The sequence below is a fragment of the Burkholderia sp. Bp9016 genome, assembly GCF_003857765.1.
Taxonomy (GTDB): Bacteria; Pseudomonadota; Gammaproteobacteria; order Burkholderiales; family Burkholderiaceae; genus Burkholderia.
This window is the reverse complement of sequence record NZ_QTPY01000007.1, coordinates 127515-146455: the sequence shown is the minus strand read 5'-3', so window position 1 is coordinate 146455 and position 18941 is coordinate 127515. Positions and strand designations below refer to the sequence as shown.

The 18941-nt window shown below is 66.7% G+C and carries 15 protein-coding genes; 12 read left to right on the top strand and 3 right to left on the bottom strand.

Annotated elements, in window-relative coordinates:
- Nucleotides 1-136 precede the first annotated feature (136 nt).
- The 5 genes from leuS (at nt 137) to DIE13_RS10900 (ending at nt 6291) form a co-directional block, all read left to right on the top strand.
- Entirely contained in the window at nt 137-2731 is a 2595-nt protein-coding gene (leuS, locus tag DIE13_RS10920; protein WP_124827150.1) for a leucine--tRNA ligase, read from the top strand.
- A gap of 38 nt (nt 2732-2769) precedes the next feature.
- On the top strand, nt 2770-3321 hold the full coding sequence (gene lptE, locus DIE13_RS10915; RefSeq protein WP_124827149.1) for an LPS assembly lipoprotein LptE: 552 nt from the start codon (nt 2770-2772) through the stop codon (nt 3319-3321).
- Nucleotides 3322-3339: 18 nt separating this feature from the next.
- Entirely contained in the window at nt 3340-4434 is a 1095-nt protein-coding gene (holA, locus tag DIE13_RS10910; RefSeq protein ID WP_124827148.1) for a DNA polymerase III subunit delta, read from the top strand.
- 139 nt (nt 4435-4573) lie between these two features.
- Entirely contained in the window at nt 4574-5845 is a 1272-nt protein-coding gene (locus tag DIE13_RS10905) for a glutamate-5-semialdehyde dehydrogenase (protein WP_124827147.1), read from the top strand.
- A gap of 23 nt (nt 5846-5868) precedes the next feature.
- Nucleotides 5869-6291, top strand: coding sequence for a CopD family protein (locus DIE13_RS10900; RefSeq protein ID WP_098549765.1), 423 nt, complete (start codon nt 5869-5871; stop codon nt 6289-6291).
- An 84-nt stretch (nt 6292-6375) separates the two neighbouring features.
- Here the strand turns inward: DIE13_RS10900 and DIE13_RS10895 are convergent, their stop codons facing one another.
- Entirely contained in the window at nt 6376-7224 is an 849-nt protein-coding gene (locus tag DIE13_RS10895) for a MurR/RpiR family transcriptional regulator (protein ID WP_124827146.1), read from the bottom strand.
- A gap of 293 nt (nt 7225-7517) precedes the next feature.
- Here DIE13_RS10895 and edd point away from each other — a divergent pair, with 293 nt between their 5' ends.
- The 4 genes from edd to DIE13_RS10870 all read left to right on the top strand — a co-directional run bounded on the left by edd (nt 7518) and on the right by DIE13_RS10870 (nt 12119).
- Entirely contained in the window at nt 7518-9374 is a 1857-nt protein-coding gene (edd, locus tag DIE13_RS10890; protein WP_124827145.1) for a phosphogluconate dehydratase, read from the top strand.
- A 19-nt stretch (nt 9375-9393) separates the two neighbouring features.
- Nucleotides 9394-10020, top strand: coding sequence for a bifunctional 4-hydroxy-2-oxoglutarate aldolase/2-dehydro-3-deoxy-phosphogluconate aldolase (gene eda, locus DIE13_RS10885; protein WP_098549762.1), 627 nt, complete (start codon nt 9394-9396; stop codon nt 10018-10020).
- Between the two features lie 220 nt (nt 10021-10240).
- A complete protein-coding gene (locus DIE13_RS10875; protein WP_124827144.1) occupies nt 10241-11602 on the top strand; it encodes a GntP family permease in 1362 nt (453 codons plus the stop codon).
- Between the two features lie 13 nt (nt 11603-11615).
- Nucleotides 11616-12119: a gluconokinase gene (locus DIE13_RS10870; protein WP_124827143.1), complete on the top strand. Its 504-nt coding sequence runs from the start codon at nt 11616-11618 to the stop codon at nt 12117-12119.
- Between the two features lie 81 nt (nt 12120-12200).
- Here DIE13_RS10870 and DIE13_RS10865 read toward each other — a convergent pair whose 3' ends face one another.
- Nucleotides 12201-12848 carry a TetR/AcrR family transcriptional regulator gene (locus DIE13_RS10865; protein ID WP_124827142.1) on the bottom strand — a complete coding sequence of 216 codons (648 nt, stop codon included), beginning with the start codon at nt 12846-12848 and terminating at the stop codon, nt 12201-12203.
- Nucleotides 12849-13112: 264 nt separating this feature from the next.
- Between DIE13_RS10865 and DIE13_RS10860 the strand changes: the two genes are divergently transcribed.
- Nucleotides 13113-14534 carry an FAD-binding oxidoreductase gene (locus DIE13_RS10860; RefSeq protein WP_124827141.1) on the top strand — a complete coding sequence of 474 codons (1422 nt, stop codon included), beginning with the start codon at nt 13113-13115 and terminating at the stop codon, nt 14532-14534.
- Nucleotides 14535-14610: 76 nt separating this feature from the next.
- Here DIE13_RS10860 and purB read toward each other — a convergent pair whose 3' ends face one another.
- Nucleotides 14611-15999, bottom strand: a complete 1389-nt coding sequence (gene purB / locus DIE13_RS10855; RefSeq protein WP_124827140.1) for an adenylosuccinate lyase — start codon at nt 15997-15999, stop codon at nt 14611-14613.
- A gap of 252 nt (nt 16000-16251) precedes the next feature.
- Between purB and DIE13_RS10850 the strand changes: the two genes are divergently transcribed.
- Both DIE13_RS10850 and DIE13_RS10845 read left to right on the top strand, forming a co-directional pair.
- The gene (locus tag DIE13_RS10850) at nt 16252-17205 is read left to right on the top strand and encodes a LysR substrate-binding domain-containing protein (protein ID WP_124827139.1); all 954 of its coding nucleotides are present in this window, start codon (nt 16252-16254) and stop codon (nt 17203-17205) included.
- 261 nt (nt 17206-17466) lie between these two features.
- Entirely contained in the window at nt 17467-18753 is a 1287-nt protein-coding gene (locus DIE13_RS10845) for a Glu/Leu/Phe/Val dehydrogenase (protein WP_124827138.1), read from the top strand.
- Nucleotides 18754-18941: the final 188 nt, after the last annotated feature.

The following is an 18941-nucleotide window of genomic DNA, read 5'->3' as shown; positions in this document are numbered from 1 at the left end:
TTACCCGGCTGATCTCCGGACCATGAGGCAGGCCCGGGAACCGGGAGCCTGCCCGCGCCGCCGGGCTGCCCGATTTCGTCCACTTCCGCGTGCCCGCCCCGTGGCGCGCCGCTTAAAGCCTAGTCCGAACCACACCATGCACGAGAGATACGTACCCGCCGACGTCGAAGCCGCCGCCCAGGGCGACTGGCGCGCAGCCGATGCTTACAAGACGAAGGAAGACTCGCAGAAGCCGAAGTTCTACTGCGTGTCGATGCTGCCGTACCCGTCCGGCAAGCTGCACATGGGTCACGTGCGCAACTACACGATCAACGACGTGATGTACCGCTATCTGCGGATGAACGGCTACAACACGCTGATGCCGATGGGCTGGGACGCGTTCGGGATGCCGGCCGAGAACGCCGCGATGGCGAACGGCGTGCCGCCCGCGAAGTGGACCTACGACAACATCGACTACATGAAGGGCCAGATGCAGTCGATGGGTCTCGCGATCGACTGGTCGCGTGAAATCGCGACGTGCAAGCCCGACTATTACAAGTGGAACCAGTGGCTGTTCCTGAAGATGCTCGAGAAGGGTATCGCTTACAAGAAGACGGGCACCGTGAACTGGGACCCGGTCGACCAGACCGTGCTCGCGAACGAGCAGGTGATCGACGGCCGCGGCTGGCGTTCGGGCGCACTCGTCGAGAAGCGTGAGATCCCGATGTACTACCTGCGTATCACGCAGTACGCGGATGAGCTGCTGAACGACCTCGAAGGCCTCGGCTGGCCCGAGCGCGTGAAGATCATGCAGCAGAACTGGATCGGCAAGAGCTTCGGCGTGAACTTCGGCTTCCCGTACGAAATTGACGGCGAAAAGACGCTGCTGCGCGTGTTCACGACGCGTGCCGACACGATCATGGGCGTCACGTTCTGCGCGATCGCGGCCGAGCATCCGCTCGCCACGCGCCTCGCGCAGGGCAAGCCGGAACTGCAGGCGTTCATCGACGAATGCAAGCGCGGCGGCGTTGCCGAGGCCGACGTCGCGACGATGGAGAAGAAGGGCGTCGCGACGGGCTTCTCGGTGTCGCACCCGCTGACGGGCGAGCCGGTCGAGGTATGGATCGGCAACTACGTGCTGATGAGCTACGGCGAAGGCGCGGTGATGGGCGTGCCGGGCCACGACGAGCGCGATTTCGCGTTCGCGAAGAAATACGGCCTGCCGATCAAGCAGGTGATTTCGAGCGAAGGCCAGGCTTACTCGCTCGATGCATGGCAGGAGTGGTACGGCGACAAGGAAACCGCGGTCTGCGTGAACAGCGGCAAGTACGACGGCCTGCGCCATGCGGATGCGGTCGACGCGGTCGCGGCCGACCTGAAGGCCGGCGGCTTCGGCGACAAGCAGGTCACGTGGCGCCTGCGCGACTGGGGCGTCTCGCGCCAGCGCTACTGGGGCACGCCGATCCCGATCATCCACTGCCCGTCGTGCGGCGACGTGCCGGTGCCGGAGCAGGACCTGCCGGTCGTGCTGCCGGAAGACCTCGTGCCGGACGGCTCGGGCAACCCGCTCGCGAAGTCCGAAGCGTTCCTGAACTGCGCGTGCCCGAAGTGCGGCGCGGCCGCGAAGCGCGAAACCGACACGATGGACACCTTCGTCGATTCGTCGTGGTACTTCTCGCGCTACACGGCACCGGACGCCGACACGATGGTCGACGCGCGCACCGACTACTGGATGCCGATGGATCAGTACATCGGCGGCATCGAGCACGCGATCCTGCACCTGCTGTATTCGCGCTTCTGGACCAAGGTGATGCGCGACCTCGGCCTCGTGAAGTTCGGCGAGCCGGCAAAGAACCTGCTCACGCAGGGGATGGTGCTCAACGAGACGTATTATCGCGAAGACGCAGCGGGCAAGAAGACCTGGTACAACCCGGCCGACGTGACGGTCACGCACGACGACAAGGGGCGCCCGGTCGGCGCGACGCTGAACTCGGACGGCCAGCCGGTCGTGCTCGGCGGCATCGAGAAGATGTCGAAGTCGAAGAACAACGGTGTCGATCCGCAGGTGCTGATCGACCAGTACGGCGCCGATACCGCGCGCCTGTTCACGATGTTCGCCGCGCCGCCCGAGCAGCAGCTCGAGTGGTCGGGTGCGGGCGTCGAAGGCGCGAGCCGCTTCCTGCGCCGCGTGTGGAGCTTCGGCGCGGGCAATCGTGAGGCGCTCGCCGTGCGCGCCGGTTTCGACGCGGCGGCGCTCGGCGACGCCGACAAGGCGCTGCGCCGCGAGATCTACAGCGTGCTGAAGCAGGCCGATTTCGACTACCAGCGTCTGCAGTACAACACGGTCGTGTCGGCCGCGATGAAGATGCTGAACGCGATCGACGGCGCGAAGGGCGCGACGCCCGCCGTGCTGCGCGAGACGTACGGCGTACTGCTGCGCGTGCTGTACCCTGTCGTGCCGCACGTCACGTTCGAGCTGTGGAAGGCGCTCGGCTACGCGGACGAATTCGGCCCGCTGCTCGACGCACCTTGGCCGAAGGTCGACGAAGCCGCGCTCGAGCAGGCCGAGATCGAACTCGTGCTGCAGGTGAACGGCAAGGTGCGCGGCGCGCTGAAGGTCGCGAAGGACGCGAGCCGCGAGGCGATCGAAGCCGCGGCGGTGGCCGACGAAGCGTTCGCGAAGTTCAGCGACGGCAAGCCGGCGAAGAAGATCGTCGTCGTGCCGGGCCGCCTCGTGAACATCGTCGTCTGACGGCCGCCGGCCGTCGGGCGTACACAGAAGGAGCGAAGGTGATCCGCAGATCGTTTTTGGTGCTCGTCGGCAGCGCGGTCGCGCTGTCGGCATGCGGCTTCCAGTTGCGCGGCCAGCAGGACTACGCGTTCAAGCGGCTGCTGATCGCCGGCGCGCCGGCGGCCGTCGGTGCGCGGCTCACGCGCCTCGTCGAGGCAGGCAGCGACACGAAGATCGTCAAGTCGGCGGACGACGCCGACGCCGTGCTGCGCATGTGGGAGTCGCGCGGGCAGAACACGCTGACACTCAACAAGTACGGTTCCGCGCAGGAATATGCGCTGTACTACACGCTGAACTACACGCTGACGAGCAAGGACGGCACCGTGCTGATCCCCGCGAGCGCGATCGCGCTGAACCGCGCGATGACGTACAGCGACCAGTACACGAACGCGAAGGCGCAGGAAGCCGACATCCTGTACGCGGACATGCAGAACGATGCCGTCGACCAGCTGATGCGGCGTCTCGCGATCGTCCACTCGCTGACGCCGGCGCCGCAGGACGTGGTGCCGGGCGTGGCGCCGGGCGCGCCGCTGCCGCCGCCGCCGCTCTGATCGCCGGCGCACGTACCGATGCAATTGCGACTTGATGCGCTGGAGCCGCACCTCGCGAAGGGGATGGCCGGGCTCTACACCGTGTATGGCGACGAGCCGCTGCTCGCGCAGGAAGCGTGCGACCGCATTCGTGCGGCCGCGCGCGCGGCCGGCTTCACCGAGCGTTCGGTGCATACGGTCGAGCGCGGCTTCGACTGGAGCGTGCTGCTGGGCGCGACCCAGGCGATGTCGCTGTTCGGCGAGCGTCAGCTGATCGAGCTGCGCATTCCGTCGGGCAAGCCGGGCAAGGAAGGCGCCGATGCGCTGAAGACGCTCGCGGCGACGCCCAACCCCGACGCGCTGATGCTCGTCACGTTGCCGCGGCTCGACGCGGCAACGCAGAAATCCGCCTGGTTTACCGCGCTGCAGAACGGCGGCGTCGCGCTGAAGATCGATCCCGTCGAGCGCGCGCAACTGCCGAACTGGATCGGCCAGCGTCTGTCGATGCAGGGCCAGCGCGTCGCCCTCGGCGACGACGGCCGGCGCGCGCTGCAGTTCATCGCGGAGCGCGTCGAGGGCAACCTGCTCGCCGCGCACCAGGAAATCCAGAAGCTCGGGCTGCTGTATCCGCAGGGCGTGCTGGCGTTCGAACAGGTGCACGACGCGGTGCTGAACGTCGCGCGCTACGACGTCTTCAAGCTGAACGAAGCGATGCTCGCCGGCGACGCCGCACGGCTCGCGCGGATGATCGACGGGCTGAAAGGCGAGGGCGAGGCGATCGTGCTCGTGATGTGGGCCGTCGTCGAGGAGTTGCGCACGCTGCTGCGGATCAAGCGCGGCGCGACGGCCGGCAAGCCGCTGGCCACGCTGCTGCGCGAGAACCGCGTGTGGGGTCCGCGCGAGCGGTTGATCGCCCCCGCGCTGAACCGCGTGTCGGAAGGCGTGCTCGAGAAGGCGCTCGCGTTCGCCGCGAAGCTCGACCGGCAGGTCAAGGGGCTGTCGGCCATCGCGCCGGGCCGCCGCACGCAGGACGATCCGCCGCCCGATCCGTGGGACGGCCTGTTCCAGCTCGCGATGACGGTGGCCGGCGAGCGCGGCGAGCGACCGCCGACCGCGGGTCGCGTGCGGCGTTAAGCCTCGTCGAGGGCCTTCAGCGCCTGCATCGCAACCCGCTTACAATATTTCGATGGCCGGTGCGGCCCTTTCTGCTGCCGCGCTGCACGCTTTCCCCGAATTCACGCCGCGCCAAGCGGCTCGCTTCTCGAGTCACACGATGGATATCGACCAGTACATGACGGACCTGGGCCGCCGTGCCCGGCACGCTTCCCGCGCCATGGCGCGCGCCAGCACGGCCGCGAAGAATGCGGCGCTCGACGCCGTGGCCCGCGCGATCGAGCGCGATGCGCAGGCACTGAAGGATGCGAATGCACGCGACGTCGCCCGTGCGCGTGAAAAGGGGCTCGATGCGGCGTTCATCGATCGCCTCACGCTGTCGGACAAGGCGCTGAACACGATGGTCGAAGGTTTGCGCCAGGTCGCATCGCTGGCTGATCCGATCGGCGAGATCGGCAACCTCAAGTACCGCCCGAGCGGGATCCAGGTCGGCCAGATGCGCGTGCCGCTCGGCGTGATCGGCATCATCTACGAGTCGCGCCCGAACGTGACGATCGACGCGGCCGCGCTGTGCCTGAAGTCGGGCAACGCAACGATCCTGCGCGGCGGCTCCGAAGCGCTCGAGTCGAACGCTGCGCTCGCGAAGCTGATCGGCGAAGGGCTCGAAGCGGCGGGCTTGCCGCAGGACGCGGTGCAGGTCGTCGCGACCGCCGATCGCGCGGCGGTCGGCAAGCTGATCACGATGACCGAATACGTCGACGTGATCGTACCGCGTGGCGGCAAGAGCCTGATCGAGCGCCTGATCAACGAGGCGCGCGTGCCGATGATCAAGCACCTCGACGGTATCTGCCACGTGTATGTCGACGATCGCGCCGATCTCGCGAAGGCGCTGACGGTGTGCGACAACGCGAAGACGCATCGCTACGGCACCTGCAACACGATGGAGACGCTGCTCGTTTCGAGCGGCATCGCGGCGACGTTGCTGCCGCCGCTCGGCAAGCTGTATCGCGACAAGCAGGTCGAACTGCGTGTCGATGCGGCCGCGCGCGCGGTGCTCGCCGAGGCCGGCGTCGGCCCGCTCGTCGATGCGACCGAAGAAGACTGGCACACCGAATATCTCGCGCCGGTGCTCGCGATCAAGGTCGTCGACGGCCTCGACGCGGCGATCGAGCACATCAACCATTACGGTTCGCACCATACGGATGCGATCGTCACCGAGGATCACGACCGCGCGATGCGCTTCCTGCGCGAAGTCGATTCGGCGAGCGTGATGGTCAACGCGTCGACACGCTTCGCGGACGGCTTCGAATTCGGCCTCGGCGCGGAAATCGGCATTTCGAACGACAAGCTCCACGCACGCGGCCCCGTCGGCCTGGAAGGGCTCACGTCGCTGAAGTACGTCGTGCTCGGGCACGGCGAAGGCCGCCAGTAACCGTAAAGCGAGGCGCACAACCGATGGCAATGCTCTGGGTCAAGACGTTCCATATCGTTCTGATCGCCGCGTGGTTCGCGGGGCTGTTCTACCTGCCGCGCATCTACGTGAATCTCGCGATGGAAACCGATCCGGCCGCGGTGCGGCGTTTGCTGCTGATGGCGCGCAAGCTGTTTCGCTTCATGACGTTCATCGCAGTGCCGGCGCTGGCATGCGGGTTGTGGCTCTGGCTCGCGATCGGCATTGGCCAGGGGCAGGGCTGGATTCACGCGAAGGTGACGGTGGTGCTGCTGCTCGTGATCTACCACGCGTATTGCGGACACTTGCTGCGGGTGTTCGAGCGCGGCGAGAACCGTCGCACCGACAAGTGGTATCGCGTGTTCAACGAGCTGCCGGTACTCGGCATGCTTGCCGCGGTCGCGCTGGTCGTGATCAAGCCGTTCTGATCGCGCTGCACGGCAGCGCTGGCGATCGATACGCAACAATGGCGCCCCGCGGGGCGCCATTTTTCATGCGCGCGTCGGGCGCGTTCATTCCTTCGTCGGGTCGTCGATCCGGCGGCGCGTGATCGCTTCCTTCGCGCGGCCGACCCGCTCCATCAGCGCCGGCCCGCGCGACAGCGCGACGCCGACCGCGAGGATGTCGCCGATCGCGAGATGCGACATCCGCGACGTCATCGGCGAGAACACGTCGGTTTCCTCGGCGACGTTCGACGCGAGGCTCACCGTCGCGAGCTTCGCGAGCGGCGAATGGCTTTGCGTGATCGCGACGACCTTCGCGCCGCACGCGAGCGCGGAGCGCGCGGCATCGACGATGTCGCGCGTGCGGCCGGTGTTCGAGATCGCGACGACGACGTCGTGCGGCCCGAGCAGCGCCGACGACATCGAGAACGTGTGCGGGTCCGAGTACGCGACGCTCGGCACACCAAGCCGGAAAAACTTGTGCTGGATGTCCTGCGCGGCGATGCCCGAGCCGCCGGCACCATAGAACTCGATGCGCGACGCGTTCGACAGCAGCGAGATCGCGTCGGCGACGCTGCCGGCCGACAGGCTGTTGCGCACCTCGATCAGCGCGCCGATCGTGCGGTCGAACACCTTGCCGATGATGCCGGGCGCCGGTTCGTCGGGCTCGACGTCGCGATACACCGACGACACGCCGGGCGCGACGCTCTGCGCGAGCCGGATCTTGAATTCGCGAAAGCCGCTGCAGCCGAGCGCCTGGCAAAAGCGCGCGATGGTCGGCTGGCTGACGCCCGCGCGGGTCGAAAGCTCGGTCATCGCGAGGTCGAGCACCTCGCGCGGTGCGGCGAGGATGTAGTCGGCGAGCTTGCGCTCGGACGGGCGCAGCTCGGCGCGGATCGCTTCAATGCGAGGCAGCATGGGGCGGCAGATGAAAATCGGGTTCGGATGAGCGAGTGTATCGCAATCGAATTGTAGAAAATCTACAAGAAAATGCTAGCTCTTTCGTCGGTCTTTCTCGGGCTGCCCGATGAGGCGAATTAGGGTTTTCACTAGTTAAAGCCTTGCTGGTGGCGGGAATAAGGGTTGCGTGTATATCGATCCGCATTGCGCGCGTGTAGTTTTTCTACTAGACTTGCTTCGTTCGTTCGACGCACTCGATCGTCCCCACGATTCCAACCGCCGGTGTCGTCCGGCATACAGGAGCGCCCAGCATGACGTCGCTGCACCCCACTCTGGCGAAAGTCACCGACCGCGTGATCGCCCGCAGCCAATCGACCCGTTCCGCCTATCTGCAGCGCATCGCCGGCGCGCAAGGCAAGTTCCCGGCCCGCGGCGCGCTGTCGTGCGCGAACCTCGCCCACGGCTTCGCGGGTCTCGAGGGCAGCGACAAGTTCCAGATCAAGGCGATCCGCGAGCCGAACATCGGCATCGTGTCCTCGTACAACGAGATGCTGTCCGCGCACGCGCCGTACAAGGGTTTCCCCGACATCATCAAGGCCGCCGCGCGCGAGAACGGCGGCGTCGCGCAGTTCGCCGGCGGTGTGCCGGCGATGTGCGACGGCGTCACGCAGGGCAACCCCGGGATGGAGTTGTCGCTGTTCTCGCGCGAGGCGATCGCGATGGGCACGGCGATCGCGCTCACGCACAACATGTTCGACGCGGCGCTCTGCCTCGGCATCTGCGACAAGATCGTGCCGGGCCTGCTGATCGGCGCGCTGCAGTTCGGCCACCTGCCGACTATCTTCGTGCCGGCCGGCCCGATGACGAGCGGCCTGTCGAACGACGACAAGGCGAAGATCCGCCAGCAGTTCGCGACCGGCCAGGTGGGCCGCGACGCGCTGCTCGAAGCCGAATCGGCTGCGTATCACGGCCACGGCACCTGCACCTTCTACGGCACCGCGAACAGCAACCAGATGCTGATGGAGCTGATGGGCCTGCACCTGCCGGGCTCGGCGTTCGTTCATCCGCACACGCCGCTGCGTACCGCGCTGACGGCCGAGGCTGCGCGCCGCGTGCTCGATCTGACGGTGGAGCGCGGCCAGTACACGCCGATCGGCCACGTGATCGACGAGAAGGCGATCGTCAACGGGATCGTCGCGCTGCTCGCGACGGGGGGCTCGACCAACCACACGCTGCACCTCGTCGCGATTGCGCGCGCGGCCGGCATCCTGATCGACTGGAACGATTTCGACGAGCTGTCGGCCGCCGTGCCGCTGCTCGCGAAGATCTACCCGAACGGCAAGGCCGACGTGAACCACTTCCACGCGGCGGGCGGCGTCGCGTTCCTGGTGCGCAACCTGCTCGAAGGCGGGCTGTTGCACGAAGACGTGACGACGGTCGCGGGCAAGGGGTTGTCGCACTACACGAAGGAGCCGAAGCTGATCGACGGCAAGCTGACGTGGGTCGACGGCACGACCGAAAGCCACGACACGAAGGTGCTGCGCGGCATTCGCGAGCCGTTCCAGCCGGACGGCGGCCTGCGCCTGATGCAGGGCCGGCTCGGCCGCGGCGTGATCAAGATTTCGGCGGTCGCGCCCGAGCACCGCAAGGTGACGGCGCCCGCGATCGTGTTCGATTCGCAGGAAGCCGTGCAGGAAGCGTTCGATCGCGGCGAACTGAAGCGCGACTTCGTCGCGGTCGTGCGTTTCCAGGGCGCGCGCGCGAACGGGATGCCCGAGCTGCACCGTTTGACGCCGCTGCTCGGCGTGCTGCAGGATCAGGGCTTCCATGTCGCGCTCGTCACCGACGGCCGCATGTCGGGCGCGTCGGGCAAGGTGCCGGCGGTGATCCACGTGTCGCCGGAAGCGCTGCTGGCCGGCCCGCTCGGCAAGGTGAAGACGGGTGACACGCTCGTGATCGACGCGGACGCGGGCGTTCTCGACATCGAGATCGACGCAGCCGAATGGCAGGCGCGCCCGGTCGCGCAGCCGCTGCACCAGGCCGACAACGAGACGGGTTTCGGGCGCGAACTGTTCGGTGTGTTCCGCGCGGCTGCCGCGCCGGCCGAGCAGGGCGCATCGGTTTTCGGGACGCTGGTCGGCGAAACGGCCGTCCACGTCGCCGCGTGAATTTCAAGGAGCCAAATCAATGAAGACGATTGCGGAAATCGTGAAGCTGGGCCCGGTCATTCCGGTGCTCGCATTCGACTCGGTCGAGCAGGGCGAACACGTGTCGCGCGCGTTGCACGCGGGCGGCGTCAAGGTGCTCGAGATCACGCTGCGCACGCCGGCGGGCCTCGAGGCGATCCAGCGCGCGAGCCAGCTCGCGGACGATATCGTCGTCGGCGTCGGCACGATCACGAAGCCCGAGCACTGCGCGCAGGCGAAGCGCGCGGGTGCGAAGTTCGGCGTGTCGCCGGGCCTGACGAAGGATCTGCATCTCGCGTCGCTCGACGCGGACCTGCCGCTGCTGCCGGGCGTGATGACGCCGAGCGACATCATCCAGGCACTCGAATTCGGCTACGAGATCGTCAAGTTCTTCCCCGCGCAGCAAGCCGGCGGCGTGCCGATGCTGCAGGCGTTCCACGGCCCGTTCCCGGCGCTGAAGTTCTGCCCGACGGGCGGTATCACGGTCGAGAGCGCGCCGAATTTCCTGAAGCTGCCGAACGTCGTGTGCGTCGGCGGCTCGTGGCTCACGCCGAAGGCAGCGCTCGCGGCGCAGGACTGGGCCGAAGTCACGCGTCTCGCGCAAGCCGCGAGCCAGCTCCCCCGGTAAGACTTGTACGAAATGATGATTTAACCCTCGGTAAGCAGGCGCTTAGTGCTTGTTTTACCGAGGGTTTTTGCTGATGGAACCGGTTCTATCCGCGGACCGTAAAGATAAGTAAAATTCAGCGTCCTCGCGGGGTGGGTACCCCCCGTGTTTCGGAGACCTGCATAGCCGGGCATACTCGCTACAACTCGCCCGGTTCGAACAATCCAAGGAGGAGTGCCACATGGGGGCTGTCCAAGGCAGCATGCTGCTCGTATTCACGCTGATCGCGATCGCCGCGCTGATCCTGATGATCGCGCGTTTCAAGATCTACCCGTTCCTGGTGCTGATCATCGTTTCGCTTGGCCTGGGTCTCGCCGTCGGCATGCCGATGGACAAGATCGTCAAGTCGTTCGAAGCGGGCACGGGCGGCACGCTCGGCCACATTGCGATCGTCGTCGGCCTCGGCACAATGCTCGGCAAGATGATGGCCGAATCGGGCGGGGCCGAGCGGATCGCGACCACGCTGATCGACTGGTTCGGTGAGAAGAACATTCATTGGGCGATGATGTTCGTCGCGATCATCGTCGGTCTGCCGGTGTTCTTCGAAGTCGGCTTCGTGCTGCTGATCCCGATCGCATTCAACGTCGCGAAGCGCACCGGCAAATCGCTGCTCGTCGTCGGCCTGCCGATGGTGGCCGGCCTGTCGGTCGTGCACGGGCTGATTCCGCCGCACCCGGCTGCGCTGCTGGCCGTTCAGCAATACGGCGCCGACATCGGCAAGACGATCGCGTTCGGCCTGATCGTCGGCGTGCCGACCGCGATCATCGCGGGTCCGCTGTTCGCGCTGACGATCTCGAAGTTCGTGAAGCTGCCGGAAAACAACCCGCTCGCGTCGCAGTTCGTCGACACGCACTCGAACGGCCGCACGCGCGAGCTGCCGGGTTTCGGCATCACGCTGTTCACGATCCTGCTGCCCGTCGTGCTGATGCTGGTTGGCAGCTGGGCCGACCTGGTGTTCGCGCCGAAGTCGCTGCCGAACAACCTGCTGCGCTTTGCCGGCAACTCCGACGTCGCGCTGCTGATCGCCGTGCTGGTGAGCTTCTTCACGTTCGGCAAGCTGCAGGGCTTCAACCGCGACCAGATCCAGAAGTTCTGCGGCGAGTGTCTGGCGCCGATCGCCGGCATCACGCTGATCGTCGGCGCGGGCGGCGGCTTCGGCGGCGTCCTGCGCGACAGCGGGATTTCGCAGCAGATCGTCGAGACCGCGAAGCACGCGCACCTGTCGCCGCTGCTGCTCGGCTGGTTCGTCGCGGCGCTGATGCGTCTCGCAACGGGTTCGGCAACGGTCGCGATGACGACGGCCTGCGGCATCGTCGCACCGATCGCCGCGGCGGCCGGCACGACGGTCAGCCCGGAACTGCTGGTGCTCGCCACCGGTTCGGGTTCGCTGATCTTCTCGCACGTGAACGACGGCGGTTTCTGGCTGATCAAGGAATACTTCGGGATGACGGTCGGTCAGACGTTCAAGACCTGGTCGCTGCTCGAAACCATCATCTCGGTGCTCGGTCTCAGTTTCACGTTGCTGCTGAGCATGGTTCTGTAACAAGGGGTAGTCAATGATTCTGATCGCAATGGGCGTGTCGGGCGCGGGCAAGTCGCGAATCGGCGAAATGCTGGCGGAGCGCCTGTCGTGCAGCTATACCGACGGCGACGCGTTTCACAGCGCGGCGAACAAGGAAAAGATGCACCACGGCATTCCGCTGACCGACGACGACCGCTGGCCGTGGCTGCGCACGATCCGCGCGGCCATCGAGGAAAAGCAGCATGCCGGCGAGACGGCCGTGTTCACGTGCTCGTCGCTGAAGCGTTCGTACCGCGACGTGCTGCGCGGCACCGACACCGACGTGCGGTTCGTGTACCTGAAGGGTTCGTTCGAGGTGTTGCACGAGCGCCTGAAGACCCGCACCGGCCATTTCTTCGATCCGTCGCTGCTGAAAAGCCAGCTCGACACGCTCGAGGAACCGGGCGAGGACGAAGCGATCGTGGTCGGCATCGAGCTGACGCCCGAACAGATCGTCGACGAGGTCATGGTGAAGATCGGCCTCGCGCAGCAGCACTGAGCGCAGTTCGCGGCAATCGTGATGCAGTAGTGACAAAGGCGCCCGTCCGGGCGCCTTTGTCGTTTCCGACCTCGCGAGCGCTCAGGCAGTGCGCGCGTGCTGTGCGATGCCGGCGAGCAGCACGTCGAGCATCGTGTCGTGCACGGCGGCCGGATCGAGCTGCGCATACAGCGGCGCGGCCGACTTGACGAGCGGGTACCCGGCGTCGGACAGCGCGTGCATCTCCGCGAGCTCGACGTCGTTCGCCGGCCGCGTGAGGCCGCCGGCCTCGGCGGCGGCGAGCCCGATCACGCTCGCATACCAGCCGACGCATACCGACGGCAGCGCCGCGCGCGCAATGCCGGCGTCGACCAGCGCGCGATGCACGGCCTCGATGTGAGCGAGATCGGCCGGGCCGGTGCTCATGTGACGCTGCAGCAGCGTGAACGCGGCCGGATGGCGCAGCGCGAGCGCGCGGTACTGGCGCGCGAGATCGCGCAGCCGCTCGCGCCACGGCAACGTGTCGTCGACCGGCACGAGCGAGCGCGACAGCGCGTTCGCGATCGCGCGGCTCAGGCCGTCCTTCGACTTGAAGTGATACAGCACGCTCATCGGGTCGCAGCCGACCGACTGTGCGAGCTTGCGCACGCTGAAGGCGGCTTCGCCGACTTCTTCGAGCAGCGCGAGCGCGGCCGCGACGATCGCGTCCTTGTCGAGGCCGCGCGGGCCTTGAGCGGGTTTGTCTTTCATGGGAAAGGCGAGGCGGGTGGCTGTAATCTTGACGAAAGCGTATTCTACGCTGTAGAATTATTTCTGCGGTGTAGAAATTGGGTGTCCCGGCACCTCTCAATGCGTGCTTTGCACGGTCCGGGATCCAGGCAGACACGAGCGTGCCTGCCGTCAACACGGGCCATCGCGCCCTTTATCTTGTTGACACCCAAGTGGAACCGGCTGCCCCACCCGCGAAGCCTCAAGGCTCTTCGACAGGCGGCCCAAGACCATGCAAGTGCAATCATGACTTCCAATCACAAGCCCCTGATCCGGGGCGAATCGCGTTTCGACCAGACGCAGCTGAATATCGAGAAAGACAACTGGAACTGGTGCGATCCGTCGCGCTACGACGGCGGTCGTCCGGCCAACTGGTACGAGGCGTCGCTGTCGCACCATGAAAACAGCGCGCCGCTCGCGCATGACGCCGTGTGCGACGTGCTCGTGATCGGCGCCGGGTTGCTCGGCGCATCGGCCGCGCTGCACCTCGCGGAAGCGGGCGTCGACACGATCCTGGTCGACAAGCACCACGTCGGATCGGCCGCGTCGGGCCGCAACGGCGGCCAGCTCACGCCGGGCCTCGCGCGCTGGGAAGCGGCCGACATGATCGACCACCTGTCGCACGACGACACAAGGCGGCTGTGGCGCTTCGCATCGGCCGAGTCGATGGATCTGATCGATGCGATCGGCGCACGTTACGCGCTCGATCTCGACCGCCGCCGCGGCCACGTGACGGCGGCGGTCCACCCGGGCCACATGAGCGCGCTGCTCGACGGCGCGGACGCGCGCCGCCATCTCGGCGACGCCGGCGTGACGCTCGTCGGCCGCCATCAACTGCACGACGAATATGTGCGCTCCGGGCTGTACCACGGCGCGGCAATCGACGCGCTCGGCGGGCAGCTCCATCCGCTCGCGCTGGTGCGCGGCCTCGCGCACGGCTTCCGGCTGAACGGGGGCGCGCTATACGAAGGCACCGAGGTGCTCGAGCTCGACGAAACCCCCGCAGGCGTGGTCGCGACGACGCCGCGCGGCACGATCATCGCCCGTAAGGGCGTCGTGCTCGCGCTGCACAACACGACGTTCCGGCTGCTCGACGACGGCGCCGCGACGACCGTGCCGTTCTTCACGTACGTGAGCGTGACGGCGCCGCTCGACGTCGACGTGGCGACGCTGATGCCGGCCGGCATGCCGGTGTACGACACGCAGTTCCAGATCGACTACTACCGGCCGGTGCGCGGCAACCGCCTGCTATTCGGCGGGCAGGGCACCGGCACGTGCTGGACCCAGCCCGACGTCAACGCGTACCTGCTGACGCGGCTGAACACGGTGTTTCCGCAGCACGACGGCCGCTTCGCGCTCGACTACTGCTGGAGCGGCGTCAGCGACTTTACGCTGAACGGCGCGACCGACAGCCGCAAGACCGACGGCCGCGTGCCGATGTACATGGTGCAGGGCTGGAGCGGGCACGGCGTCGCCCAGACGGTGCGGATCGGCAAGGCGATCTGCGACGATTTCGTCGGACGCAACGACGACTTCTCGATGCTGACCGGCATCGACCATCGCGAGATTCCGCTCGGCCGGCAACTGTCGCCGATCGCGATTCCGGCCGCGAAGGCGGCGATGAGCGTGATGAGCGCGCTCAATCCGGGGCGGATGATCTCGTTCTGACCGGACTGCGACAGGCAACAAAAAGCCCGATGCGATCGCTCGCATCGGGCTTTTTTCCGTCCGGCGACGGCGGCGCTTACGCGATCCGCTTCGCGAGTTCGACGGCCTTGCCGATGTACGACGCGGGCGTCATCGCGAGCAGGCGGTCCTTCGCGTCCTGCGGGATCGCCAGCGTGCCGACGAATTCCTGCAGCGCTTCGCGCGTGATGCCCTTGCCGCGCGTCAGTTCCTTCAGTTGCTCGTACGGGTTCTCGATGCCGTAGCGGCGCATCACCGTCTGCACCGGCTCCGCGAGCACTTCCCAGCAGTTGTCGAGGTCTTCGTTCAGGCGCTGCGGGTTCACTTCGAGCTTGTCGAGGCCGCGGATCAGCGAGTCGTATGCGAGCAGCGAGTAGCCGAGCGCGACGCCCATGTTGCGCAGCACCGTCGAGTCGGTCAGGTCGCGCTGCCAGCGCGACACCGGCAGCTTGTCGGCGAGGTGGCGCAGCGTCGCGTTCGCGAGGCCGAGGTTGCCTTCCGAGTTCTCGAAGTCGATCGGGTTGACCTTGTGCGGCATCGTCGACGAGCCGATTTCGCCGGCCTTCGTCTTCTGCTTGAAGTAGCCGACCGAGATGTAGCCCCACACGTCGCGGTCGAGGTCGAGCAGGATCGTGTTCGCGCGGGCGACCGCGTCGAACAGCTCGGCCATGTAGTCGTGCGGCTCGATCTGGATCGTGTACGGGTTGAACGTGAGCTTCAGGCGGTTTTCGATCACGTCGCGCGAGAACGCTTCCCAGTCGAATTCCGGATACGCGGACAGGTGCGCGTTGAAGTTGCCGACCGCACCGTTCATCTTGCCGAGGATCTCGACCTTCTCGATGCGTGCGATTGCGCGTGCGAGGCGCGCGGCGACGTTCGCGAGTTCCTTGCCGAGCGTCGTCGGGCTGGCCGGCTGGCCGTGCGTGCGCGACAGCATCGGCTGTTCGGCCAGCGCGTGCGACAGCGCGACGAGGCGCTGGTGCACCGTGCGCAGCGCCGGCACGATCACGTGCTCGCGCGCGCCGGCGAGCATCATCCCGTGCGACGTGTTGTTGATGTCTTCGGACGTGCACGCGAAGTGGATGAATTCGCTGGCCTTCTCGAGTTCGGCCTGACCCTTCACCGATTCCTTCAGCCAGTATTCGACGGCCTTCACGTCGTGGTTCGTCACGCGCTCGATTTCCTTGATGCGCGCGGCGTCGTGCGCGGTGAAGCGCTCGGCGAGCTGCAGCAGGAATTGCTCGGACGCTTCGGAAAAGCGCGGGACTTCCGCGAAGCCGGCGCGCGACAGCGCGATCAGCCAGTGCACCTCGACGGTGACGCGGTGGCGCATGAAAGCGGCTTCGGAGAGCCAGTCGCGCAGCGCTTCGGTCTTGCTGGCGTAGCGGCCGTCGATGGGCGAGAGCGCGGTGAGGGCGAAAAGCGTATCGGGACGAGTGTCGGACATGATCGGGCGGGCCTTGGAGCCGGGGCGAACGAGGGGGAGGAGAATCCGACATTTTACCATTGGCGCGGGTCGAGCCCGGCCGACCGGAGCCGGCCGCCGCCGCGACGGGCGATCGGCGCCCCGGCGAGCGCCCGCGCCGGATCGCCGGGCCGCTCGGCTACGGCCGGCGGAGCATGGACAACACGGTCGGCTGGGCCCGCCCGCCGGTAGAATGCAGACTTCTTCCCGACCGCCGCCGCCGCGCCCGCCTGCATGGAACTGAAATGGCTCGAAGACTTCGTCTCGCTCGCGGAAACGCGCAGCTTTAGCCGGTCCGCCGAACTGCGGCACGTGTCGCAGCCCGCGTTTTCGCGGCGCATCCAGGCGCTCGAGGCGTGGCTCGCTACCGAACTGATCGATCGTTCGGTCTATCCGACGCGGCTCACGCAGGCCGGCCAGATCTTCTACGAGCAGGCCCTGACGATGCTGTCGCAGGCGCACGAGGCGCGCACGCTGCTGCGCGGCCACGTCGGCGCGCCGGTGCCGACCATCGAGTTCGCGGTGCCGCACACGCTGTCGCTCACGTATTTCCCGCGCTGGCTGCAGCGGATCGAGGCGAAGATGGGGCAGGTCCACACGCGGCTGCGCGCGCTGAACGTGCACGACGCGGTGCTGTCGCTCGTCGAGGGCGGCTGCGATCTGGTGATGGGCTATCACCACCCCAGCCACCCGGTCGCGCTCGATCCGGCCCGCTACGACATGCTGGTGCTCGGCGCGGAGCCGATCAGCGCGTTCTCGGCGCCGGGCCGCGCGGGCCGGCCGCGCTACACGCTGCCGGGCACGGCCGATGCGCGCGTGCCGTACCTGTCGTATACACCGAACGCGTATCTCGGCCGGATGACCGAAGTCATCGTCGCGAACGCACCGACGTCGCTGTTCCTCGATCGCGTGTACGAAACCGACATGGCCGAAGGGCTGAAGGCGATGGCGCTCGCGGGGCATGGCGTTGCGTTCCTGCCGCACAGCGCGGTCGAGGACGCGGTGGCCGGCGGCCGCCTGATCCGGCTCGACCGCGCCGCGCGCGGCGGCACGCATCCGTTCACGCTGACGATGGAGATCCGGCTCTACTGCGACAAGCTCGCGCTGCAGGGCGACGATCCGCGGCAGAAGCTCGTGCGCGCGCTGTGGGAAGTCGTGCGCGACGAGCTGCGCGAAACGACGGATTGACGGCAACCGGTCGCACGTTCGCTGACGAGCGCCTTGCGACGCCTGTCGGACGCCTGTCCGGCGGGCGTTCCGCATATTCCCAGAACGATTTTTCACGCACGCGATGCACGACCGATCGCGTGCGTTCTTGCGCAAATCGACCGCGGATTTGCGAAAAATCGCGATCATGCAAGAAACGCATAATCGAATAAGCAAACGGCATTGGATAAAAAAAACGGGTTTTTCGACAATGTGCGCAATCCGTTGAACGTTGGAGCGTCCATGTCTTCGCAACTGCAGTCCATTCCGTCCTACCTTCATGCCGACGATCTCGGCCCGTGGGGCAACTACCTTCAGCAGGTCGATCGCGTCGCACCGTATCTCGGTTCGCTGTCGCGCTGGCTGGAAACGCTGAAGCGTCCGAAGCGCATCCTGATCGTCGACGTGCCCATCGAGCTCGACAACGGCACCGTCGCGCACTTCGAAGGCTATCGCGTGCAGCACAACGTGTCGCGCGGTCCGGGCAAGGGCGGCGTGCGTTACCACCAGGACGTGACGCTGTCGGAAGTGATGGCACTGTCCGCATGGATGTCGGTGAAGAACGCGGCCGTGAACGTGCCGTACGGCGGTGCGAAGGGCGGCATCCGCGTCGACCCGCGCAAGCTGTCGCGCGGCGAGCTCGAGCGCGTGACGCGTCGCTACACCAGCGAAATCGGCATCATCATCGGCCCGAACACCGACATTCCGGCACCGGACGTCAACACCAACGAACAGGTGATGGCGTGGATGATGGACACCTTCTCGATGAACCAGGGCCAGACGTCGACCGGCGTCGTGACCGGCAAGCCGATCTCGCTCGGCGGTTCGCTCGGCCGCAAGGAAGCGACGGGCCGCGGCGTGTTCGTAGTCGGCTGCGAAGCGGCGAAGAAGAAGGGCCTCGAAATCGAAGGCGCACGCATTGCGGTGCAGGGCTTCGGCAACGTCGGCGGCATCGCGGCGAAGCTGTTCCAGGAAGCGGGTTCGAAGGTGATCGCGGTGCAGGATCACACGGGCACGATCTATCAGCCGGCCGGCCTTGACTCGAACAAGCTGCTCGACCACGTGGCACGCACGGGCGGCGTTGCGGGCTTCGAAGGCGCCGAGCCGATGGCCAACGACGAGTTCTGGACGGTCGAGACCGACATCCTGATCCCGGCGGCACTGGAAAACCAGATCACCGAGAAGAACGCGGCGAAGATCCGCACGAAGATCATCGTCGAAGGCGCGAACGGCCCGACGACGACGGCGGCCGACGACATCCTGAGCGCGAACGGTGTGCTCGTGATCCCGGACGTGATCGCGAACGCGGGTGGCGTGACCGTGTCGTACTTCGAGTGGGTGCAGGATTTCTCGAGCTTCTTCTGGACGGAAGACGAGATCAACCACCGTCTCGAGCGCGTGATGCGCGAAGCGTTCGCCGGCGTGTGGGCGGTCGCGGAAGAGCACAAGGTGTCGGTGCGTACGGCGGCGTTCATCGTCGCGTGCAAGCGCATCCTGATGGCGCGCGAAATGCGCGGCCTGTACCCCTGATCGGGCGTCGCCGGCCGGCCTCGACGGTCATGCCGGTTGGCTTCGATCAAATCGTGACGCAATCCACCCGATTGCGTGCATGAGCCCTCGCGGGCGGTGCCGAATCCGGCACCGCCCGCGCGCGCATTCGGGGTGCCCGAAGCCGGGAGGACGGCTTCGCGCAGGGCGAGTCGTCATGCGGTAAACAA

Excerpts from the sequence above, each read along its gene's own strand:
- DIE13_RS10865 (WP_124827142.1), bottom strand. The coding sequence starts at position 12,848 with ATGAAAGACAAACCCGCTCAAGGCCCGCGCGGCCTCGACAAGGACGCG.
- leuS (WP_124827150.1), top strand. The coding sequence starts at position 137 with ATGCACGAGAGATACGTACCCGCCGACGTCGAAGCCGCCGCCCAGGGC.
- DIE13_RS10860 (WP_124827141.1), top strand. The coding sequence starts at position 13,113 with ATGACTTCCAATCACAAGCCCCTGATCCGGGGCGAATCGCGTTTCGAC.
- eda (WP_098549762.1), top strand. The coding sequence starts at position 9,394 with ATGAAGACGATTGCGGAAATCGTGAAGCTGGGCCCGGTCATTCCGGTG.
- purB (WP_124827140.1), bottom strand. The coding sequence starts at position 15,999 with ATGTCCGACACTCGTCCCGATACGCTTTTCGCCCTCACCGCGCTCTCG.
- DIE13_RS10895 (WP_124827146.1), bottom strand. The coding sequence starts at position 7,224 with ATGCTGCCTCGCATTGAAGCGATCCGCGCCGAGCTGCGCCCGTCCGAG.
- edd (WP_124827145.1), top strand. The coding sequence starts at position 7,518 with ATGACGTCGCTGCACCCCACTCTGGCGAAAGTCACCGACCGCGTGATC.
- DIE13_RS10875 (WP_124827144.1), top strand. The coding sequence starts at position 10,241 with ATGGGGGCTGTCCAAGGCAGCATGCTGCTCGTATTCACGCTGATCGCG.
- DIE13_RS10850 (WP_124827139.1), top strand. The coding sequence starts at position 16,252 with ATGGAACTGAAATGGCTCGAAGACTTCGTCTCGCTCGCGGAAACGCGC.
- DIE13_RS10845 (WP_124827138.1), top strand. The coding sequence starts at position 17,467 with ATGTCTTCGCAACTGCAGTCCATTCCGTCCTACCTTCATGCCGACGAT.
- DIE13_RS10900 (WP_098549765.1), top strand. The coding sequence starts at position 5,869 with ATGGCAATGCTCTGGGTCAAGACGTTCCATATCGTTCTGATCGCCGCG.
- DIE13_RS10905 (WP_124827147.1), top strand. The coding sequence starts at position 4,574 with ATGGATATCGACCAGTACATGACGGACCTGGGCCGCCGTGCCCGGCAC.
- holA (WP_124827148.1), top strand. The coding sequence starts at position 3,340 with ATGCAATTGCGACTTGATGCGCTGGAGCCGCACCTCGCGAAGGGGATG.
- DIE13_RS10870 (WP_124827143.1), top strand. The coding sequence starts at position 11,616 with ATGATTCTGATCGCAATGGGCGTGTCGGGCGCGGGCAAGTCGCGAATC.